At 63.7% G+C, this 18682-nt stretch carries 17 protein-coding genes and 1 pseudogene; 12 read left to right on the top strand and 6 right to left on the bottom strand.

From position 1 onward, the window contains the following. Nucleotides 1-324: 324 nt before the first annotated feature. From RY94_RS11725 to RY94_RS11715, 3 genes are all read right to left on the bottom strand, one after another. A complete protein-coding gene (locus RY94_RS11725; protein WP_231554512.1) occupies nucleotides 325-1038 on the bottom strand; it encodes a recombinase family protein in 714 nt (237 codons plus the stop codon). Nucleotides 1039-1155: 117 nt separating this feature from the next. Beyond that, a complete protein-coding gene (locus tag RY94_RS11720) occupies nucleotides 1156-1782 on the bottom strand; it encodes a response regulator transcription factor (RefSeq protein WP_043445305.1) in 627 nt (208 codons plus the stop codon). Continuing rightward, entirely contained in the window at nucleotides 1779-3137 is a 1359-nt protein-coding gene (locus tag RY94_RS11715) for a sensor histidine kinase (protein ID WP_331375793.1), read from the bottom strand. The genes RY94_RS11720 and RY94_RS11715 overlap by 4 nt, the downstream gene beginning before the upstream one ends. Here RY94_RS11715 and RY94_RS11710 point away from each other — a divergent pair. The 7 genes and pseudogenes from RY94_RS11710 to RY94_RS17420 all read left to right on the top strand — a co-directional run bounded on the left by RY94_RS11710 (nucleotide 3136) and on the right by RY94_RS17420 (nucleotide 10461). Next, the gene (locus RY94_RS11710; protein WP_043445303.1) at nucleotides 3136-4206 is read left to right on the top strand and encodes an FtsX-like permease family protein; all 1071 of its coding nucleotides are present in this window, start codon (nucleotides 3136-3138) and stop codon (nucleotides 4204-4206) included. The genes RY94_RS11715 and RY94_RS11710 overlap by 2 nt on opposite strands. Continuing rightward, on the top strand, nucleotides 4203-4895 hold the full coding sequence (locus RY94_RS11705; protein ID WP_043445301.1) for an ABC transporter ATP-binding protein: 693 nt from the start codon (nucleotides 4203-4205) through the stop codon (nucleotides 4893-4895). The genes RY94_RS11710 and RY94_RS11705 overlap by 4 nt, the downstream gene beginning before the upstream one ends. A gap of 380 nt (nucleotides 4896-5275) precedes the next feature. After that, nucleotides 5276-5764, top strand: coding sequence for an Lrp/AsnC family transcriptional regulator (locus tag RY94_RS11700; RefSeq protein WP_043445299.1), 489 nt, complete (start codon nucleotides 5276-5278; stop codon nucleotides 5762-5764). Between the two features lie 380 nt (nucleotides 5765-6144). Then, nucleotides 6145-7397 (top strand): annotated as a pseudogene (locus RY94_RS11695) (IS256 family transposase). Between the two features lie 255 nt (nucleotides 7398-7652). Next, the gene (locus RY94_RS11690; protein ID WP_156135154.1) at nucleotides 7653-7859 is read left to right on the top strand and encodes a hypothetical protein; all 207 of its coding nucleotides are present in this window, start codon (nucleotides 7653-7655) and stop codon (nucleotides 7857-7859) included. Between the two features lie 605 nt (nucleotides 7860-8464). Further along, nucleotides 8465-9661 carry an excalibur calcium-binding domain-containing protein gene (locus RY94_RS16925; RefSeq protein ID WP_052274286.1) on the top strand — a complete coding sequence of 399 codons (1197 nt, stop codon included), beginning with the start codon at nucleotides 8465-8467 and terminating at the stop codon, nucleotides 9659-9661. Between the two features lie 212 nt (nucleotides 9662-9873). Continuing rightward, the gene (locus tag RY94_RS17420) at nucleotides 9874-10461 is read left to right on the top strand and encodes a class F sortase (RefSeq protein WP_197060663.1); all 588 of its coding nucleotides are present in this window, start codon (nucleotides 9874-9876) and stop codon (nucleotides 10459-10461) included. Nucleotides 10462-10748: 287 nt separating this feature from the next. On the opposite strand, the gene RY94_RS11675 is transcribed toward RY94_RS17420, so the two are convergent. Continuing rightward, nucleotides 10749-11966, bottom strand: a complete 1218-nt coding sequence (locus RY94_RS11675) for a hypothetical protein (protein WP_156135153.1) — start codon at nucleotides 11964-11966, stop codon at nucleotides 10749-10751. Nucleotides 11967-12617: 651 nt separating this feature from the next. Here RY94_RS11675 and RY94_RS11670 point away from each other — a divergent pair. Continuing rightward, the gene (locus tag RY94_RS11670; protein WP_043445293.1) at nucleotides 12618-12833 is read left to right on the top strand and encodes an amphi-Trp domain-containing protein; all 216 of its coding nucleotides are present in this window, start codon (nucleotides 12618-12620) and stop codon (nucleotides 12831-12833) included. A gap of 898 nt (nucleotides 12834-13731) precedes the next feature. Here the strand turns inward: RY94_RS11670 and RY94_RS18165 are convergent. Next, the gene (locus tag RY94_RS18165) at nucleotides 13732-13938 is read right to left on the bottom strand and encodes a hypothetical protein (RefSeq protein ID WP_197060662.1); all 207 of its coding nucleotides are present in this window, start codon (nucleotides 13936-13938) and stop codon (nucleotides 13732-13734) included. 442 nt (nucleotides 13939-14380) lie between these two features. Between RY94_RS18165 and RY94_RS17915 the strand changes: the two genes are divergently transcribed. Continuing rightward, nucleotides 14381-14575, top strand: coding sequence for a hypothetical protein (locus tag RY94_RS17915; RefSeq protein WP_156135152.1), 195 nt, complete (start codon nucleotides 14381-14383; stop codon nucleotides 14573-14575). Nucleotides 14576-14835: 260 nt separating this feature from the next. After that, on the top strand, nucleotides 14836-15222 hold the full coding sequence (locus RY94_RS11665; RefSeq protein WP_052274284.1) for a hypothetical protein: 387 nt from the start codon (nucleotides 14836-14838) through the stop codon (nucleotides 15220-15222). An 892-nt stretch (nucleotides 15223-16114) separates the two neighbouring features. Here RY94_RS11665 and RY94_RS11660 read toward each other — a convergent pair. After that, on the bottom strand, nucleotides 16115-16600 hold the full coding sequence (locus RY94_RS11660) for a DUF6326 family protein (RefSeq protein ID WP_231554511.1): 486 nt from the start codon (nucleotides 16598-16600) through the stop codon (nucleotides 16115-16117). Nucleotides 16601-16804: 204 nt separating this feature from the next. On the opposite strand from RY94_RS11660, the gene RY94_RS11655 reads away from it, so the two are divergent. Both RY94_RS11655 and RY94_RS11650 read left to right on the top strand, forming a co-directional pair. Next, nucleotides 16805-17908 carry a sensor histidine kinase gene (locus RY94_RS11655; RefSeq protein ID WP_197060661.1) on the top strand — a complete coding sequence of 368 codons (1104 nt, stop codon included), beginning with the start codon at nucleotides 16805-16807 and terminating at the stop codon, nucleotides 17906-17908. Continuing rightward, nucleotides 17905-18552, top strand: a complete 648-nt coding sequence (locus tag RY94_RS11650; protein WP_043445289.1) for a response regulator — start codon at nucleotides 17905-17907, stop codon at nucleotides 18550-18552. The genes RY94_RS11655 and RY94_RS11650 overlap by 4 nt, the downstream gene beginning before the upstream one ends. Nucleotides 18553-18682: the final 130 nt, after the last annotated feature.

Below are 18682 nucleotides of genomic sequence, written 5' to 3'. Positions count from 1 at the left end.
CTACCTCGTGGCCGTGGGTTCGTAAGTATTCAACACCATCTGCCGGTACATCGACGGACATCAGCGGACCGACGTCGCCGTCGTCCAGGAGTGGCTCGTCTTGAAACCCGTTGAGTAACCACCCGCGACGGCGGATCGTCGCGGTCACCGATACCGATTACAACTGCGCCAGGTCGCCGTCATCCCTGAGGGCGCCTGCTCCGACCCGCGCCAATCCCGACGCTCGACGAAGTCAAAACCTGTGAACTTCCTTGAGAGGAGCGGTCTTAGTGCGCGTACCTGGCAGGGCCAGCTGAACCTGCAACACCCCTCTTCTCGGTCAAGTCAAAGCGCCTCGCTCACTCCCATCCTGAGGTAGCGGTACACCGTTGCCCGGCTGGCCCCGATGATCTTCCCGATGTCCGCCGGCGCCGGCCCCTGAGCCTTCAACTCGTGGGCACGCTTCACCTTCACGTGGTCGACGGTGATCTCCCGCCGGCCGGCCTTCCGCCCGTGCTCCGCAGCCGCAGCCATCCCGGCCCTGGTCCGCTCGGCCGGCTGGTCCCGCTCGAGCTGCGCGAACGCGGACATCACGGTCAGCATCGCTCGCCCCATGGGACCGGTCGTGCTGATCCCCTCCGTGATACTGCGGAAATGCACGCCACGATGTTCCAGGTCATCGATCAAAGCCAGCAGGTTGCGGGTGTTGCGCCCCAGCCGGTCCAGCTTCCACACCACCACCTCATCCCCCTTCCGGAGATGATCGAGGAGCTTGTCCAACTCTGGCCGGCTCGCCATCGTCCCGCTTACGCCGTGATCGGTGAAAATCCGACCGCAGCCCGCCGCGGTGAGCGCTGCAAGCTGCAGATCAGCGTGCTGACCCTGGCATACCCGATACTTCCCACCACGACTGGCTGTGACAGGTTGTAGTGGCCCCGGTGTGACGGTTTGAAGTGGCCCCACCTGATGCGAGACACATTGCTGAGACGCGCCGTGGCTACCCACTCCCCCGCAGATGCCGAAGTTCTCCGGCCCGGTGGCAGAGAAACCGATGCTCACACTCACCTGCACGGAGGCCGGAACCCGGAACCGTGCGGCTTGTCGTGCAGAGGACTTCGAGAAACGACATCGGTGGAAGTGTCTCGTGGACGGTCGATCACGAGACGGGTGAATGACTTAGCGCAGGATGCCCTTGGTGCGGGCCGTAGCCACGGCGGCGGTGCGGGAGGTGACGTCGAGTTTGGAGAAGATGTGGGAGAGGTGCGACTTGACGGTGGGTTCGCTGATGTAGAGGCTCGCGGCGATGTCGCTGTTGGAGCGTCCGGTGCTGACGAGTTTGAGGACCTCGATCTCGCGTGAACTGAGATTGACGCTGGGGGCGCGGAGGCGGTTCAGGAGCCGGGAGGTGATGACAGGCGCGAGGGCGCTTTCTCCGGCAGCTGCAGCTCTTACCGCGGCCACTAACTCGTGGGGCGGTGCGTCCTTGAGGAGGTAGCCGCTGGACCCGGCTTCGATGGCGCCGAGGATGTCGGCGTCGGAGTCGTAGTTCGTCAGGACCAAGACATAGGGGGCAGCTTCCAGGGACCTGATGCGCCGTGTGGCGTCCGCGCCGGTGGACGTTGCTCGAGCACCGAACTGGAGGTCCATGAGAACGACGTCGGGACTTTCTTGCTCGACGGCAGCTACGACTTCGTCGGGGGAGGCAGCTTCCGCGATGACGTCCAGGTCGTCTTCGAGACTGAAGAGAGCAATCAGGCCGGCCCGGACGATCGGGTGGTCGTCGGCGATGACGAGTCTGATCATGGTGCGTCCTCCAGTGAGAGTTCGACCGTGACATGTGTGCCGCGCCCGGGAGCGGTGTCGAGGATCACGGTGCCACCGAGCTGTTCCACACGTTCCTGGGTGGCTTGAAGCCCGAACGAGTCCGACGTTTGCGTGGTCCTCTTGGTGAGAATATCGGGGTCGAACCCTGTTCCGTCATCGACGATGGCGAACCGGAGCACGCTGTCATCGAGGTCGAGTGTGATCGTGGCGGCAGTAGCGCTTGCGTGTTGCAGAACATTCGCGATGGCTCCCTGGGCGATGCGTAGCAGTGCGGCCTGCAGGTGCATCGGTAGGACAACGGAATCGGATACCCGCACCCGAACCTCGAGCCCCTGAGGTGCCCATTGGGTGGCGGCGAGCCTGCGGAGGGCGCCCCCCAGCCCGTCATCGTCGAGGTTGGGTGGGGTGAGTTCCCGGATGAACCGGCGCGTGTCGGCCAGACTTGCAGCCGCCGTTTCCCGCGCTAATCGAACATTTTCGATTCCTGGCCGGTCGGGGTTCAGCCGTTCGGCGGCGTGGAGCAGCATCTGGATGCTGGAGAGTCCCTGGGCGACGGTGTCATGAATCTCCCGTGCCAAACGGGACCGCTCTGCGAGCACTCCTGCTTCGTGCTCGGTCGCGGCGAGCTGGTCGCGGGTGGTCAAGAGTTCCCTCACCAGTGCTTCTCGTTGCTCCGCCTCGCGGGCAAGGGCCTGGTAGCCGAGCCCGATGAGCAGGGCAACCCCTGCGCCGACGAAGGGACCAACAACACCACCGACGGTCCAGCCACTGTGGACACCCAGACCGCTGACCGCGACGAGTGTCGACGCGATGATCGCTGCTGTGCCCCACCTGCGGCCCAGCAGATGAAGGTAGAGAAAGAACAGGGGAAAGACCAGATACGCGGCATCAGGGCTGAGCGTCAGCAGGACAACCCAAAGCACCGACAGGACACCCAACCAGGCGGACGCCGGCACGTTCGGTAGTGGACGGGCTGGTCGGAGCACGACGGCCCCGAGGCAGTACAGCCCGATCAGGATGACGGTCAGCACGATGGTGAGCAAAGCTGTGTCGGTCGGAGCGAGGACGGCGCGGGCGAGGACAACGACGGCGAGGACGATGAACAGGGTGTGCAGACCTGTGCGCAGGCCCAGGAAGACCGGGGTCAGAGCAGTATGGGCCATGATCTGAATGCTACGCGTGCACCAGGTCCGGCCCATCGTCCGAAAGTACGACCAGGGAAGCATCCTTCTGGTGAGCAGGAAGCAATCGGGAGACCGACGAACGCGCGTGCCCGCAGCGGCAAAGTTGAACCTGTCACCGAATCCGGTGGCAGGAAGGGGAAAGTTCACCATGTTCGTCGCGCTCCGTGACCTTCGCTTCGCCCGGGGACGGTTCGTCCTTATCGGGTCGGTCGTGGCTCTCATCACTGTCCTCGTCGGTTTCCTCAGCGGTCTGACCGGAGGCCTGGCCACCCAGAACATTTCGGCTGTCCTTGCCCTCCCCGCAGACCGGATCGTCTTCTCGTCCCCGGATGGTGGTGCCGGTGAGCCGACGTTCTCCGACTCCGCTATCACCGAGGAGCAAGCCCGTTCGTGGGCCGCCACAGAAGGCGTGACCGCTGCTGAGCCGGTGGGAATCAGCCAGACCCGCGCGGAGACCAGCACCGCCCGTGTGGCAGTAGCCGTGTTCGGTGTCCGGCCCGGCTTTGATGCGACCGCACCAACCGAAAATGGGCTCCTGTCCCTGTCGGAGCCGGCCGCGAAGGACCTACACGTGGTGACCGGCGACAGCGTCACGATCGCCGGCACCTCCTACATCGTGGAGACGGTCAACGGCGACGACTGGTACAGCCACACCCCCGTCATCCGGATGACCCTCAATGACTGGCAGTCATACTCGGCGACCACCGGTAACCCTGACGCCTACGCCACCGTCCTCACCGTGACCGGCGACCCCGACTGGGCCGCCGCGGACAGCGCCCATGCCACGATCTCCAAAACCACCCTGGGCTCCCTGACCGCCCTGAGCGCATTCCGGTCCGAGATCGGATCCCTCCTGCTCATGATCGGCATGCTGTTCGGCATCTCCGGACTGGTCATCGGAGCGTTCTTCACCGTCTGGACCATGCAAAGGAAAGCGGATATCGCAGTCCTCAAAGCCCTCGGAGCCAGCACCCGGTCCCTCGTCCGGGGCGCTCTCGGACAAGCGCTCATCGTGCTGGTCCTGGGCATCGGTCTCGGCCTTGGGATCGTCGCCCTTCTCGGCACCCTCGCCGGGTCCGCGCTCCCTTTCCTCCTCAGCCCGCTCACCACAGCACTTCCGGGCATCATCATGACCGTGCTCGGACTGGCCGGGGCAGCGTTTGCCCTGCGCTCTGTCACCTCCGCCGACCCCCTCACCGCGCTAGGAAGCAACCGATGATCCGCCTGAACAACATCACCCTGACCTTCCCCGACGGAGACAGCACCATCACCGCCGTCGACCGCGTAACCCTCGCCGGTCATCCAGGCACGGTCACCGGTATCACCGGGCCCAGCGGCTCCGGGAAGTCCAGCCTCCTCGCGGTCGCGGCAACGCTCATCCGACCAACCACGGGGCAGGTCCTCATCAACGACATCGACGCCACACACCTGACCCTGCAGGAAGCAACAGAGCTCAGGCGCATTAGCATCGGCATCGTGTTCCAGCAGTCCAACCTTGTTCCCTCACTCACCGCGCGGGAACAACTGACCGTCATGAACGAACTCGGCGCCCGGAACAGCAGGAACAACCGCGCAAAGGCCGCGGCCCGTGCCGCTGAGCTTCTGGACGCGGTCGGCCTCGCCAAGCAGGGGGACAAACGCCCCCACCAGCTCTCCGGCGGGCAACGCCAACGCATCAACATCGCGCGCGCCCTCATGAACGATCCCAGCGTGCTCCTGGTGGATGAGCCCACCAGCGCCCTGGATCAGGAACGCGGCGCCAGCATCATCGAGCTCATCCTGCGTTTGACCGACCACCTGAACACCTCGACCTTGCTCGTCACCCACGACCTCATCCACCTACCCCGCATGCATGGGGTGGTGAACCTGGTCGACGGACGCCTCGTCGACATGGCGTCAGTCGCCTAGAACTGTCGGGGCCTGATCCTCAGAAGGTTTTGACTGCAGCATCCCCTCAACAGCCGGGCACCACCTCGCCTTCCTCCTGCGAGGCGATCGAAAGGTGAGGTGAAACATGAAACGGGAGGAGACCGCGCAGGGGTGACGCTGCGGACGGACGGTGGCTCGTTGTAGGAGCACACTTCCAGCAACCGAGGAGGAGGTGTGCCCCTCGAATGCTTCCCGAAACCCGGGAAGGAGCCATACTCTTCCGGGCGTTCTGTCACCTATCAAGCCCGAACACCGACTGTCTGTGCAACAGTAGAAACAAGCAGTGGTCAACCTGATCACCTCGAAGCCGGTTAGACCGCCATAGCTGGTCATCCTGACCGCGAAGAGAAGGACACCCCATGGCTGTCGGCAAGACAGGCCGCCCGATCAAGGACGCCATCGATCGTGCTGTCCTCGAGGCGCTGGACGCTGATCCTAGAATGACCATCCTCGCGATCGCACATCGCACAGGTCTGGCCCGCGGAACGGTTCAAGCCCGCCTCGAGCGATACGAGCGCCTGGGAGTGCTCAGGGCCAACAGCGTCCGGATCGATCCAGCGGCCCTCGGCATGGGCATCTCGGCCCACGTAGCGGCCGAACTCGACCAACACCGGATCGACATCGCAGTGGACGGCTTACGGGCCATCCCGGAAATCGTCGAGTGCCTCGCGCCGGCGGGAGAAACAGACCTTCTCTGCCGGGTCGTGGCACGAGACCCCGATGACCTGTACCGGGTATCAGAGGAAATACGACTCTGCCCAGGAATACTCCGAACCAGAACAAGCATGTTCCTTCGCCAGCCCATTCCCTACCGAATGAGCCCACTGCTAGCCACCCTCACCACCTAGGCTCATGCGCGCGTTAGTAGGCAGCGCGGCCGCCCAAGGAACACCGCCTTGCTGCCCCCGCTTCACGGAGCAGCATGGCTGCCCACCACATCACCGGCGCGGACTGCTTCATCATCAAAGTCTTCGCCCGGTCCACGCGCCACCTCGAACGCATCACCGGACGACTCGCCACCCCGGTGGAATCACCACGAGCGTCGTGTACTCCAGTCCCGCCACACAATCCCCGCCTAACCACTTACCGCTGCGATTCACAGATGATGTGCTCGACCTTCTCGCGCTCCTGAGCCCGCTGGGACTGTAAGAAAAACGGTGTGTGAGGGTCCGGCCTGATCCGAGAGGAGATGGCCGTGAATGACTTCACGACCGACGCAACAGAGACGATGATCGATCCTGTGACGGGAGAGATCATCGTTTCTGTTGGACCTTGCCGAACCGCTGCTCGCCCAAGCCAAGGAGCAGGGCGTGAGCGTGGTCGGCCCGGGTGGCCTGCTGAACCAGCTCACCAAGAACGTCCTGGAAACCGCCCTGGAAGCTGAGCTGACCGAGCACCTCGGGCACGAGCACGGCGGGACGCCGACCGCGGAGAACATGCGCAACGGCACCCGAGTGAAGACGGTGCTGACCGAGATCGGCCCGGTCGAGATCGAGGTGCCAAGGGACCGGGACGGGTCGTTCGAGCCGGTGATCGTGCCGAAGCGGAAGCGACGCCTGGACGGCATCGACGAGATCGTGCTCTCGTTCTCTGCCCGCGGACTGACGACCGGGGAAATCGTCGCGCATTTTGAGGAGGTCTACGGGGCCAAGGTCTCGAAGGACACGATCTCGAGGATCACCGAGAAGGTCGCCGGCGAGTTAGCCAAGTGGTCCTCCCGGCCGTTGGATCCGCTTTACCCGGTGCTTTTCGTGGACGCGATTGTGGGTCAAGGTCCGGGACGGGCAGGTGCGTCATACCCCGTTCTATGTGGTCATGGGCGTCACCGTGAACGGGGAACGCGACATCCTCGGGATCTGGGCCGGTGACGGCGCCGAAGGCGCCCGATTCTGGCTGCAGGTCTTCTCCGAGTTGAAGAGCCGAGGCGTTGACGACGTGTTCATCGCGGTCTGCGACGGGCTCAAGGGCTTGCCGGAGGCGATCACGACCACCTGGCAACACACGGTTGTGCAGCAGTGCATCGTGCACCTGATCCGCAACAGCTTCCGCTACGCCGGCCGGCAACACCGGGACGGGATCGTGAAAGCCCTTAAGCCCGTCTACACGGCGCCGTCGGAGCAGGCGGCGAAGGACCGGTTCACGGAGTTCACCGCCGAGTGGGGTGAACGGTATCCGGCGGTCGTGAAGCTCTGGGAGTCCGCGTGGGCGGAGTTCGTGCCGTTCCTCGAGTACGACGTGGAGATCTGCCGGGTGATCTGCACGACGAACGCGATCGAGTCGATCAACGCCCGCTACCGGCGGGCCGTCAGAGCTCGGGGTCACTTCCCGAACGAGGCCGCAGCCCTGAGATGTCTCTATCTGGTGACCCGGTCTCTTGACCCTACCGGCGGCGGCAGAGCACGCTGGGCGATCAGGTGGAAACCCGCACTCAACGCGTTCGCGATCACCTTCGCCAACCGGTTCGAAAGAACCGCTCACTAATGAAATGCCGGACCCACACACCGTTTATCAGACAGTCCTAGCCCGCTGCTCGTCCAGTCAAAGCATCCTTTGCCGAGAATAAGCTTCTGCCATCCCTTCGGACCGAGGCCGGGTAGGGGTGGCTGTCGTGTGCTGATACTTCCCGTATGCCTGCGAAGCATGTCTTTGGTTGGTCGATGCTGGGACGGTGAATTGGTACGACACGAAGATGCCGGTATTCGGAGACCGAGCTGGGGAGGTGTGAAGGTGTTGAGGTTGACCGGCACGGTCGTCTTCGCTTTCGGTGCTGTGCTCGCTGCCCGCATGTTCGCCCTGATGCAGTACGCGCACAGTGTGCGACCAACCGCGGTGCCGATCGTACCTGGGTTCTTGCTCTATCTCGGACTGGCCATGGCCCTGGCCATAGCAGGCCTACTTCTGTTGACGATTGCCCTGATCGGTTTGTACCTCACGAAGAAGTAGAGTCGCTGATTTGGCTTATCCGCGGGCAAGCAAGAAGCGCTGATTCTGCTGGCCGGGCCACGCCTGCATTCGAGAGGGGCAGTCCCCGTATGCCCTCGTCTACGACGCATGGGAGCGATTGGAACGCGGAGCACGTGCACCGCGCGACGTCACCGGCCGCGATGTCGTCAGGTGGCTGCATGGCGTTGCCGGATCAGCGGTGAGCTAGAACATCTGCGGACAATCAAGCCTCCGACCTCGAGTACATTGTCGAGCGTCCGGTGGTCGGGGGATAACGTCGGCACTGAACTGCTAGTGAACCCGGAATTTTTACCAAGCGACATTACAGTTCACGTCACTTGTCGAAGCATCTCAGTGGACGCATTTGCATCATGTGCCCCGGACATGATGGTTCGGTTCTGTAACCATCTTGTGCTGTTCGTTGCTGCAACTGGTGGGTAGGGTCCGTTGTGGACGACGTCGGATTTCCTGCGGCATTCCCTGCGTAACGGTCTCCGACGAAGTATTCAGTTCTTCAAATCGCCCGCGCTCCCAGGTCTGGTCCTTGCATTCCATAAGGCTGCGCATATCACCCGCGGGCATTTACCTCGGATAGAAGGAATCATATGAAGGTCACGCTCAAGCAGGCGGCTCACCTCATCAGGGGGGTATCGACGCTGGCCCTCTCGGCCCTGCTGGTAGGCGCGGGATCAGCGATCCCCACTCACGCGGCCGAGGGCGTGCCTTTCACCCCAGCCATCGGCCTATCGGTCGCACCGGTGACCCCGGTGGGTTCCGAGGCCACCGTCACGGTGAACGTAGACGCTGTGGCAGGCGATGAATGGACCGATGTGAACGGGACGAAGGCGCCCGTCGCGGTACGAGTCGATGTCTACGAACATGACGGAAAATTCACTGCGCCTGCTCAGGTGTCGGGCCCTGTATCCAGCGAGACTTTCACGACCTCCCAAGGGCCGGGGGAATATACGTTCACTCCCCAGAATGTGACCTACGTGGACGGTGCCGGGTACACCTTCGTGGCGTCGATTCTCGTTGCAGACGGCTCGAATCCCGAGTACATCGAACAGGACGTGAGCACCGAGTACGGTGCTGAGGGAACTTCGACCGATTACCTCCTTGCTCCGAGCCTTTCGTGGACTCCGAGTGCCGAGAGAGTGGAGCGGGGAAGCGCGGTCACGACGACATTGAAGGGGTACAACTTCGCCGGGAGGACCCTCGACGTGGAAACGCGCCTTGCTGGTCCCTTCGCCTCCGTGGACTCTGCCTGGACCGGAATTCCTGAGTCGATCGCTACAGTGGTCACATCGTTCAATGGGACTGGTGAGGTGACCACCGAACCGATCGTTGTCACCGAAGCGGGCATCTACATCTGGTACCACGCGATCGTCGTCGGCGATGTCCAGCCGATCTTCTTCACCCAGTGGAAGCCGGACGGCAGCACCCCCGGACTCATCCTCGAGGTGACTGCTCCCGCAGGCCCCGCCGAGCAGCCGCCAGCGCCGGAGACGGTGGCCCCGGAGCCCGACGCGAACATCGTCACGGGCTATGCGAACTGTGGGGCGGCGAAGGATGCCGGGTGGATGAACATCGAGGAGGGTCAGACTCACTACAGTCCCGCTCTCGACCGGGACCAGGATGGTATCGCGTGTGAGACCGACGGGTCCGACTCCGCCGTGGTCATCGACGGCGGCACTGCCCAGACCTCCGGTCTCACCTCCGCCGGTGTCGGAGGGTTCTGCCTGATGCTCGGTGCTCTCGCTTTCGGCCTTGTTCGTCTCCGGAGGAAGACACCAGCAGCGTAGGTATCAGAGTCTCCACGACGTGGGCCGGCTGAAGCACGTCTTCAGCCGGCCCACCCTTCTCCGAAGGGTCCATGATGTCAGTACCGACTAAGCGGTGTGCGGCTTCCTCACGGAGGAAGCCTGCACGACCAGCAGGCATCGCTGGCACCCTTGCAGCCGCATGCATGGGCGCAGCGTTGTTCCTCTCCTGGGGCTCCCAGGACCCGACCCCGATGGCGCGTGACGTCGTCATTCAAGCATCAGATGGGGACTCCCTCCGCGATCAGCCTGGGATCGACCCGAAAGGCGGGCAGGAGCTGCCGGAAGACGCGGCCCCATCACCCGATCCGTCAACCGCACCGGCTCCTGTGCCGGTCGCGCCATCGACGCTCGATATCCCCTCTGTCGGCATTTCGGCGCCCATTGTCGAAGGCGGTGCAGACGGCGGCGAGATGGTTCTGCCTGAGTCGTCCAAGGTCGCTCAGTACACCGAGGCTGCTCCTCTTGAGGCCAAGGACGGCTCAACGGTAATAGCAGGACACGTCAATTTCACCGACGGGTCCTGGGGTGCGCTGGGACCTCTGCACCAAGTGCGGGAAGGCGACCCTGTCTACGTCACGGACAGCGAGGGAGAAGTACGCCGGTACGTCGTGAGCAGGATGTCGGTCCTCCATAAGGAGTCCCTCCCGTACCAAATTTTCAGGACCCAAGGGGAGCGCCAGCTCGTCGTCGTGACATGTGGCGGTGACGTGGAGAAGGTCGGCGGCGAATGGGTGTACACGCAGAACCTGGTCGTCTACGCGATGCCGGTAGCAAGCTAAGTCGACGGTGCTGCAACTACGAGCCACGGAAGCGCTTGTTGGCGGACGCCCGATACCGGGCCCTCAGTGCTCTTATCGCCACAGAGGGCCGCCACTTAACGACGGTTGAAGAGGTTGGCGCAGGCTCAACCGGCACGATTGAGATGCACGGACGAGTACGTCGTGCGCGCGCCCAAAGGGGCTACCGACTGTCATTCGCCGTCTCAGCAAGCGATCCTTTGACCGGACCACCGGCGGGCATTTGGTGCAGCGCTTCCATGGTTGCCCCGGTCTCATTGAGCATCGGATTACTCGGGTCGGTGTAGGCCGTCGGCGTGTTGGTGTGAGAGGCGGACGGTGGTGTTGACCTGCAGCAACTTTTCGGGCAGGTCTTCGGGGACGTGCGGGAGAATCTGCACAGGTTGCCCTTCCGCCAGTCGAGGCGCGCCAGCCGCTACCAGATCACTGTTCAGCGCTATCAGGGCGTCGACCGACCACTCTTCAGCAACCCAGACGGTACCGTCCCCGAACGGAACAGCAGTCTCTCCCTTGCCGATCGGTTCCGTCCCCCGCGCGAGTGTCGACGTCCACGACGCATACGCCGCATGCGTCGACGGAGACATCAAAGCAACAGCTTTACTCGTCAGGAGAATCGCGACGTCCGCCTGCCAGATCCGCACCAGACCCAGGAGGAACCGAACCGCCTGAGCGGGAGTCCCAATCGGAAAGTCAGAGGCAAGCTTGAGCACGACATCGTTCGCCGATGCGATCGGAGCTCCAGCGTTGACACGGATAGCCGCTACCTCCCGGCTCCTCATGTCGGGGTCGGCGCGCAACGATACCCCGGCCGAGCTCCACGTCGGCCGCCACTCACCGGCCTCCTCGGTCGCTCCCTCGATCCATGCAGCCAGTTCCGGGCCCGCCGACGGCACCTCGTCGAGATTCGATTGCAGGCGAGCGGTGTCCTGATACCAGCGAAACGAATACGCCCAAGGCAGTTCTCTGATGTGAGCGAACATCGCCTCGAACCGCGGCGCGATTTCCGCAGGGGACTCCTGGCGCCCCTCCCAACCCAGATTGATGAAGACACCTTCTGGGTCTTCCGGGAAAAGCGCCCCGATCGTACCTGGACGAGCATCCTGTCGAGACGTTGGAGTTTTTGCGCGAGATACCGGGACGGCGATGCCTTTCATGATGTCCCTTACGCGTGTCGGCACCTCCACCGGATCAACCTGGTCCTTGGGGAGATCGCCTACCGGAAACCGGTCAAGCTCGAGCTTCAAGTCCTGAATAGGCTCACTCACCGTGAAGCCGCCGGCGTGCCATGAGTGCATTTGCCGCTGGTAGATCAACGACGAGAGGTCGTCGGACGTAGAGCGCGACACGTACCCAGCCTCCCTGAGCCCGAGAACCACCTCCGCAACAAGGCCGGCCTCGTGAGCGAAAGGGCTCGTGTCCTCCAACACTCGTGCCACAGCTACCCCTAGCGCCGAGGCAGGTACACCCACCACGTCTTTGCCGTTCATTACAGGACCCCCAAGTACTCAGATGAGCGCTGATCAACTAGTTCACCATAGGTTCTGGCCTGCCCTACTGTCCTCGATTCACCGTCGGTCCGAAAGCGATCAGGAGATCACGCAGAAGACCAGCTGAGGGGTACGCATGAACGACCGTCCATAGAACACTCCAGCCCAGGATTGCCGGGAACGGCGTGTCGTGTTCCGTGGGTCGTGTCCGAGAGCTGTGTCCAGTGAGGAACGTCCACGGCGCCTTGGCTACTGTCTCGCAGTCGTTGGCTGGAATATTGGCCAACAGGCCCAGACACCGTCGCTGGACGCGCGTTCAGTCGCGCAAGAGGATCCCTCAACGGGCCCTGCTCCGATGCTCAGCACCACGTGGATTCAGGACTTCACATTCGCTCTCGAGCCGTAGGTTCTCTTGTAATCGCCTACTGGCGGGATACCGCCGCGATGGCCTCCCGCCGTGTCCCGACCCCAGCTTGCGCGTGGATGCCGCGCAGGTGCGTCTTGACCGTGCACTGCTGACCCACTGCGCGATGGGCTTCAGCGGGCCAATGCCTTCTCGAGAACATTGTCTGTTTCGGAGGCGAGGCCGTTGCCGATCTAGAGCAGCACTGCCATGCTGGCCACTAGTGAGCGCGACGAGAGGAGTCCTAGGTGGACATCGAGCTGGAGAAGAAGCAGACCCTACGCAGGGAAGAGGCCGCCCAACAGCTCCGCGACATCGCGGACGAGCTGGGGTCGGGCAACGAGATCGTTATGGAGCAGAACGGCCTGCGGTTCACTGTCAAAGTTCCTGACGAGGTCACCATGAAGGTCGAGGTTGAGGTCGAGGACGACGAACGAGAGTTTGAGATCAAGCTGTCCTGGTAGACCCGGGTCCACAACCCGACTGCGTAACGCCGTGCCGGCACCCGGGTTGTGGCGCAGAGCAGGCATAGAGGGAAATGGGTCGTCGTCCGCCGCGACCTGCTCGAACCCAGCGCGCGCTGGTGCGCTGGGATGCGACGTCGTTCTGGGTCGTTTGCTGCGGAATCCGTGCTCCAGCTGCGTCGCGGGCATCGACCGGTGAGGCGAAAAGGGTGCTCTCTCGTGCAGCATTCCTGCTGCGAAGTGACTCTGCCAGAATGGCATTATGGGGAAATTGGTGGTCTCGGTAGCGGCACTTGTCTTGCTACTAGCTTCAAGCGGGTGCTCCAGTCCGCCTGTTCCTCGAGAGTGTCCTGCGATCGGTTACTCGACGATTATCCCTGTCCAGATAAGTGGATCACGCGCCGGTTTGGTTGCTGCAGTGCAAGTCTGCTCGGAGGAACAGGATTGTTCCAGGGGTGTACCTATTGGCCCGCCAGTCGAATCATCCGTACCGCCTGCGCCGCCTGCACCCTCCGCCGACGCCACGCCAGCGCCCTCTGACGACGGCTCGGCCAGACCGTTCTCTCACTTCATGACCTCACGCATTGATCAGGAGAACTGGCAGATTGAAACCAACATGGTCGCACCGACCGCGGTCACTGCGCAGGCATTGGACGTTCACGGCGTGGTCCTAGTCAGGGACGAAGCGTCTCTGGAGTGGACAAGGATCAATGGGTCGGATCAATGTGGTGGAGATTCACGCTCCACGCCCATACTCCTCGACACTGACCGGTAACGCCCCGGTGGGCAGTTGTGGAAGGAGTGCACCCGGCGCAAACCGGTGTCCGGCCGCGTCCTCGCGCTTAGCAGGACATCGTGCAGGAACATTAGGGAACATCGCAGTCCCGTTGAGGGATCCTCATCGAGACCCGTAAGCTCTTCCAACCAGGTGCGTCTCCTGATCGAAGCGCCAAAATGGTATTCGATTGGCTTTCCGGCGGACCTGATCCTCTTTCGTCGGAGTCATCAGCAGGACGACCAATGAGAGGAGGCTCATTCCATAGAGAATCATGCTCCACGGGGCGTGGCCTCCACCTGTGATGGCGAAGGCGTCGGCGATGCTCATCCCGGGATTGAAAGAGGCAAAAAGTAGTCGGGCGTCTGCAGAACGATGGTTGAGGAAAACCCGGGTAATCGTCCATGGCAGATCGGGAAATCTCACGATGGAGAAGGCGCCGAGGACAGGAGCGATAATGGGGCCGGCCAGTGCCACACATGGACCGGGACTTTCACTAACGGCTTGCTGGCAGATGACATAGCAATCTCGATCTCCTGGAGGCTCTTACCTGGAACGGCTGCCATCGGGTTCCAGACCAGGATCTGGAACGCTCCGATCAACACCTAGGTTGCGGTCGTCAGTACCCCGACCACCACGATCGGAACGATCTACCGCTGCCGCTCATTCAAGAAGGTCCCCATGCCGCCGTACTAGGTGCGGCGATGGAGCGGCGAGGGACCGGCTGTCGACCGCATCGTCTCGGTATTACTGGCGCGCTTAGGCTGTGGGTATGACTGCATGGAGCCGATCGCTGTTTGGAGCTTCGATCGTTTTCGGGGTGGGCGCAATGCTGCTCACTGAGCAGCTGCCGGAATGGTGGGGGCCTGTGTCGATCCTCGTCATGATCCTGGCTGCTTCTGCGGTCGTCATCAGCTCCATCCTTGAGTACCGACGCGGACACGCGGCGGTCGACACTGTGGAGTAGCAGCTTCCTGTAGCTGGGGGCGCCCCTCTCAGACTCATCCGCGGCATCGTGGCCACGTTTCTGACTATCAACTACAGGAGAACCAAGGGATCCAGCGTCGACGCACGGTCGTTTGTCGACGTGGCGTCGATCTTGCACCTCAGCGGACTCGCGGTGGAGACCCGCTTACGGCATCCCTGCGCGTCGGCGCAGGCAACCTAATGTGAAGCATGCACCTTACCCGGAACCGTCATCGGTCACCCGCTCAACAGTGGGCACTCGTGGCCCTGATCGCAGTCCTGTCCGCAACGCTCTGGTACGGCTGGTTCGCCTGGGACACCGAGTACTACTACGACACCACAGTGGGCGAAATGGCCGGCCCCTACGCCGTGTGGCAGGGCATCGGAGCATTTCTGTGCAGCTTTGTGGTGGTCGGACTCGCTTACCGGCTCCTGCGATTGGTTGTCGCGCTGCTGGTCCTTCCGGCGGCGTTCACAGCTGCGTGGATCAGCACGGCGGCAGCCACGGATGTGACCGGCCTATGGGCGGTGGGTGCCGTGCTCGTGGCTGTTGGAACCACCCTCGGCTCGGCTCTGATGCTCGGTATCGCTGCCGTCATCGAAAACGCCGGAAAGAGACACCGGGCTCCTGCTTCTGCTCCTGAATAGGATCGATGACGGAGCGCCACCTCGTAGGGCCGTCCGGTCAGGCTGACGGGTATGACAATGGGGACGAACGGACAGCGAAAGGCGCGATCACCCGCGCCTACCTCGAGCCGCCGCGCTGTCCTTTGGGGACTCATGGCAGCGATCTGCACTATTCTCGCTGCTCTCGGATTAGGAGTGATGGGACCCTGGTACCTCACGCTCGGGCCCATCGTTCTTGCCGGCGCTTCAGGCGTATCCCTGGACCGGGCGGAACGCTCACTGAACTCCCGCTCCGGGCTCCCGAGGGCTCTGGCTGCGGCGCCTTCGGCCTGATCCTGATGATGGTGTTCTACAGCGCGGACAACCATCTCCTCTTCATCGCGGCGTGTCGAGCATGAAGTCGGTGTCCAGGGCCGCGCTGCTACCGAAGCCGATGAACACGGGGGGCGGTCCGTCCGCGATGAAGTCGACCAGTTCTGCAGGTGGCTGCCACCCCGGCTCGACGTCCGGCCACCAGTAGCCGGCCAGGGTAAGTCCGGATCGCCAGTCCGCCGGCGGGCGCGGGACGATGGTGGGGCTGAAGCCGTGGAGAACGGGACTGTTGGCTTTCCTGCGGCCACGGTCGGCCGCGGACCGGGGCCGTCGTGGGTAGGCCGAGCAAGGCGGTCTTGTCGCCGTAGTGCCCCATGGGCTCGTGTGCCCCAATCATGACCGGGACCTTCCTGGGTCATGGTGGGACTGGTGGATCTGATGCGGCGGCTCGGCGTGCCCATCATGGTGGGTCGCTGAGGCGGACGACGACGATACGTGGACGGCCCTTCCCGACATCCCAGTGGCACTTGGTGTCCCACCGCCAGAAGGCCCACGGCACCGAGGCAGATGGCTCCGAACACGACGGGAACTGCTCTTGCGCTCACGCTTGCTGCTGAGTGCGATCAGCCTCACGGCTGGTCGGCATGATCGCCAACGGTGCGGAGCGGGGCCAGGTCCAGGCGTACCGCAGAATGAGCGCGAGAACCACCAGTTCCAGGGCGACGCCAAAGCCGTAGAAGTACGTCCAGGACTCGCCCACCACGTTGAATGCCGCGTAGGGGACCTGCACCGAGGCCACGATGAGGTTCGTGATGCGGTTCGCCCGGACGGGCAGCGTCATCGACAGCACGACCATGACGATCGGGATCGCCATGAGCGCTAGGAAGGCGGTCAACAACGTCTGACTGATGTTGAACTCCCAGACAATGCCGGAGAGGATGTCATCGACCACACCGGGCTTGAAGAAGGCGATGATGTCCACGTAGGCGTAGAGGAACATCAAGCTTGTCCAGGCTGCGGCGAGCTTGGCTTGCACCGGGATCCGCGGGTCTTCCAGTGTGGCGGTGGGTTGACGTGTTCTCATCATGAGCTCCGTTGTTGTGGTGAGGATCGGTAGGTCCACGATCGCTGAGCCCGCAGGCAGGTACATCGGCCCGGAGGCCGGAGTTCGCCTGGCCGATGGCATGGTCCCCCTCTCGTACTTTCGGCTGATCCGCTGCTGCCGCGCTGGCCCTACGCTGGACAGATGGTGACGAAGGCGCTGCGCTCGTTGTGGGCTGAGCCTCGACCGGTGAACCCCCCGCGGCGGGTGTGGCGGGACGGAGCGCTCGTCGCGGTACTCCTGGCGTGGTCGGTGGTGGAGACGGTGCTCCGCGAGGACCTGGGGTCGCGCCCGCTGGTACTCGCCATCGTGTGCGTGGTCCTTGCTCCGTTGTGGTGGCGCCGCACTCACCCTCTGGCAGCGGTGGCGATCTCCTTCGGCATACTGACGGCTGTGGACGTCGCGAGGATCATCGGGGGCGAGGAGGCTGGGCTGCTGACGAGCATCTCGGGGGTGCTCGTCCTGACCTACGCGCTGTTCCGGTGGGGAGCCGGCCGCGAGGCTGCGACCGGCCTGGGCATCATCCTGGTCTGGCTGGTGATCACCCACGTCGCTGACCTGACCAGCCCGGCGGATACGGTGGCTGCATTCGGCTTCTTCCTGTTCGCCGCCGCTCTGGGCGCTGCGATCCGCTACCACGCGCACACGCGCACCCGCGACCTCGACGAGGCCAAAGCTCGGGAGCGGGAGCAGCTGGCGCGCGACCTCCACGACACGGTCGCCCACCACGTGTCCGGCATCGTCATCCAGGCCCAGGCCGGACGTGCCGTCGCAACGTCGTACCCGGAGCGTGCCACTGAGGTCCTTGCTGTCATCGAGGACGCGGCCTCGCGAACGCTGACCGAGTTGCGCACCATGGTCGGTGTCCTGCGCGCCTCCGAGGGGGCGGACTTCGCGCCGCCTCCGGGCGTGGCTGAGCTCGGGCGACTCGCCGGTCGAGCCGAGGGAGGGCCACAGGTCGAGGTGGAGCTGACCGGTGAGCTCGACGATCTCAGCCCCGCGGTGGGGGCCGCGCTCTACCGCCTGACCCAGGAGTCGGTCACGAACGCGCGACGCCACGCCCGCGACGCGACGCGGGTGGCCGTGCGTGTCGTAGGTGACGCCGAGCGGGTGCAGCTGACGGTCGATGACGATGGTGCCGTCGGCGCGGCCGGCGGCAGCCCGTCGGGCTACGGACTGATCGGTATGCGGGAACGCGCCAAGATGCTGGGCGGCACGTTCCACGCCGGCCCGAGAGCGGACGGCGGCTGGCGTGTCGAGGCGACGCTGCCCCGAGCAGGCGCTCCCCGATGACCATCCGGGTGCTCATCGCCGACGATCAGGACATCGTGCGCACCGGCCTGACGATGCTGCTGAACGCCCAGCCCGACATCGAGGTCGTGGGCGCCGCCATCGATGGGCGACAGGCCGTGGGCCTGGCGCGTCAGCTGCACCCGGACGTGTGCCTGTTCGACATCCGCATGCCGCTGATGGACGGTATCGAAGCCACCCGCCAGCTCGCCGGACCCGAGGTCACCGAGCCCCTGCCGATCGTCGTGATCACCACCTTCGACCTCGACGAGTACGTCCACAGGGCGTTGAAGGCCGGCGCCCGGGGCTTCCTGCTCAAGGACGCCGGACCTGCGCTGCTGACCCAGGCGATCCACGCTGCAGCCGATGGTGATGCTCTGATCGCTCCCAGCGTCACCGTCCGCCTACTTGCGGCGTTCGCCAGATCGCAGGCGGGACCATTCGCGCAGCCGACAGAACCGCTCACCTCCCGTGAGGAGCAAGTGCTCCTCGCCGTGGCGCAGGGCCGAACCAACGGTGAGATCGCCGCCGATCTCCACATCAGTCCCAGCACCGTCAAGAGCCATCTGGCCGGCCTGATGCGCAAACTCGGCGCGCGTAATCGGGTCGAGCTCGCCATCTGGGCTCATGAGACCGGCCGCACCTGAGGTCAAGCGGGGCACCAGAGGGATCCCCTCCAGGGCACTCATGAGCAGGGCGTCGTGTTGGCTACTGCCCGTCGTGGGTGTACCGCTACATCGTCAGGACCGCCGACACGCGCCCCAGTCTCGCCGTCCT

This window comes from Arthrobacter sp. L77 (assembly GCF_000816565.1).
Taxonomy (GTDB): domain Bacteria; phylum Actinomycetota; class Actinomycetes; order Actinomycetales; family Micrococcaceae; genus Arthrobacter_D; species Arthrobacter_D antioxidans.
The sequence above is the reverse complement of the archived record's forward strand: the minus strand, read 5'-3'. Positions and strand labels throughout refer to the sequence as shown.

What these genes read in the sequence shown, in the direction of transcription:
- RY94_RS17420 (WP_197060663.1), top strand. Translation starts at nt 9,874, where the DNA reads ATGGCGCGTGACGTCGTCATTCAAGCATCAGATGGGGACTCCCTCCGC.
- RY94_RS11675 (WP_156135153.1), bottom strand. Translation starts at nt 11,966, where the DNA reads ATGAACGGCAAAGACGTGGTGGGTGTACCTGCCTCGGCGCTAGGGGTA.
- RY94_RS11660 (WP_231554511.1), bottom strand. Translation starts at nt 16,600, where the DNA reads ATGATGAGAACACGTCAACCCACCGCCACACTGGAAGACCCGCGGATC.
- RY94_RS11705 (WP_043445301.1), top strand. Translation starts at nt 4,203, where the DNA reads ATGATCCGCCTGAACAACATCACCCTGACCTTCCCCGACGGAGACAGC.
- RY94_RS11700 (WP_043445299.1), top strand. Translation starts at nt 5,276, where the DNA reads ATGGCTGTCGGCAAGACAGGCCGCCCGATCAAGGACGCCATCGATCGT.
- RY94_RS17915 (WP_156135152.1), top strand. Translation starts at nt 14,381, where the DNA reads ATGACTGCATGGAGCCGATCGCTGTTTGGAGCTTCGATCGTTTTCGGG.
- RY94_RS11650 (WP_043445289.1), top strand. Translation starts at nt 17,905, where the DNA reads ATGACCATCCGGGTGCTCATCGCCGACGATCAGGACATCGTGCGCACC.
- RY94_RS11715 (WP_331375793.1), bottom strand. Translation starts at nt 3,137, where the DNA reads ATGGTGAACTTTCCCCTTCCTGCCACCGGATTCGGTGACAGGTTCAAC.
- RY94_RS11720 (WP_043445305.1), bottom strand. Translation starts at nt 1,782, where the DNA reads ATGATCAGACTCGTCATCGCCGACGACCACCCGATCGTCCGGGCCGGC.
- RY94_RS16925 (WP_052274286.1), top strand. Translation starts at nt 8,465, where the DNA reads ATGAAGGTCACGCTCAAGCAGGCGGCTCACCTCATCAGGGGGGTATCG.
- RY94_RS11710 (WP_043445303.1), top strand. Translation starts at nt 3,136, where the DNA reads ATGTTCGTCGCGCTCCGTGACCTTCGCTTCGCCCGGGGACGGTTCGTC.
- RY94_RS18165 (WP_197060662.1), bottom strand. Translation starts at nt 13,938, where the DNA reads ATGAGCATCGCCGACGCCTTCGCCATCACAGGTGGAGGCCACGCCCCG.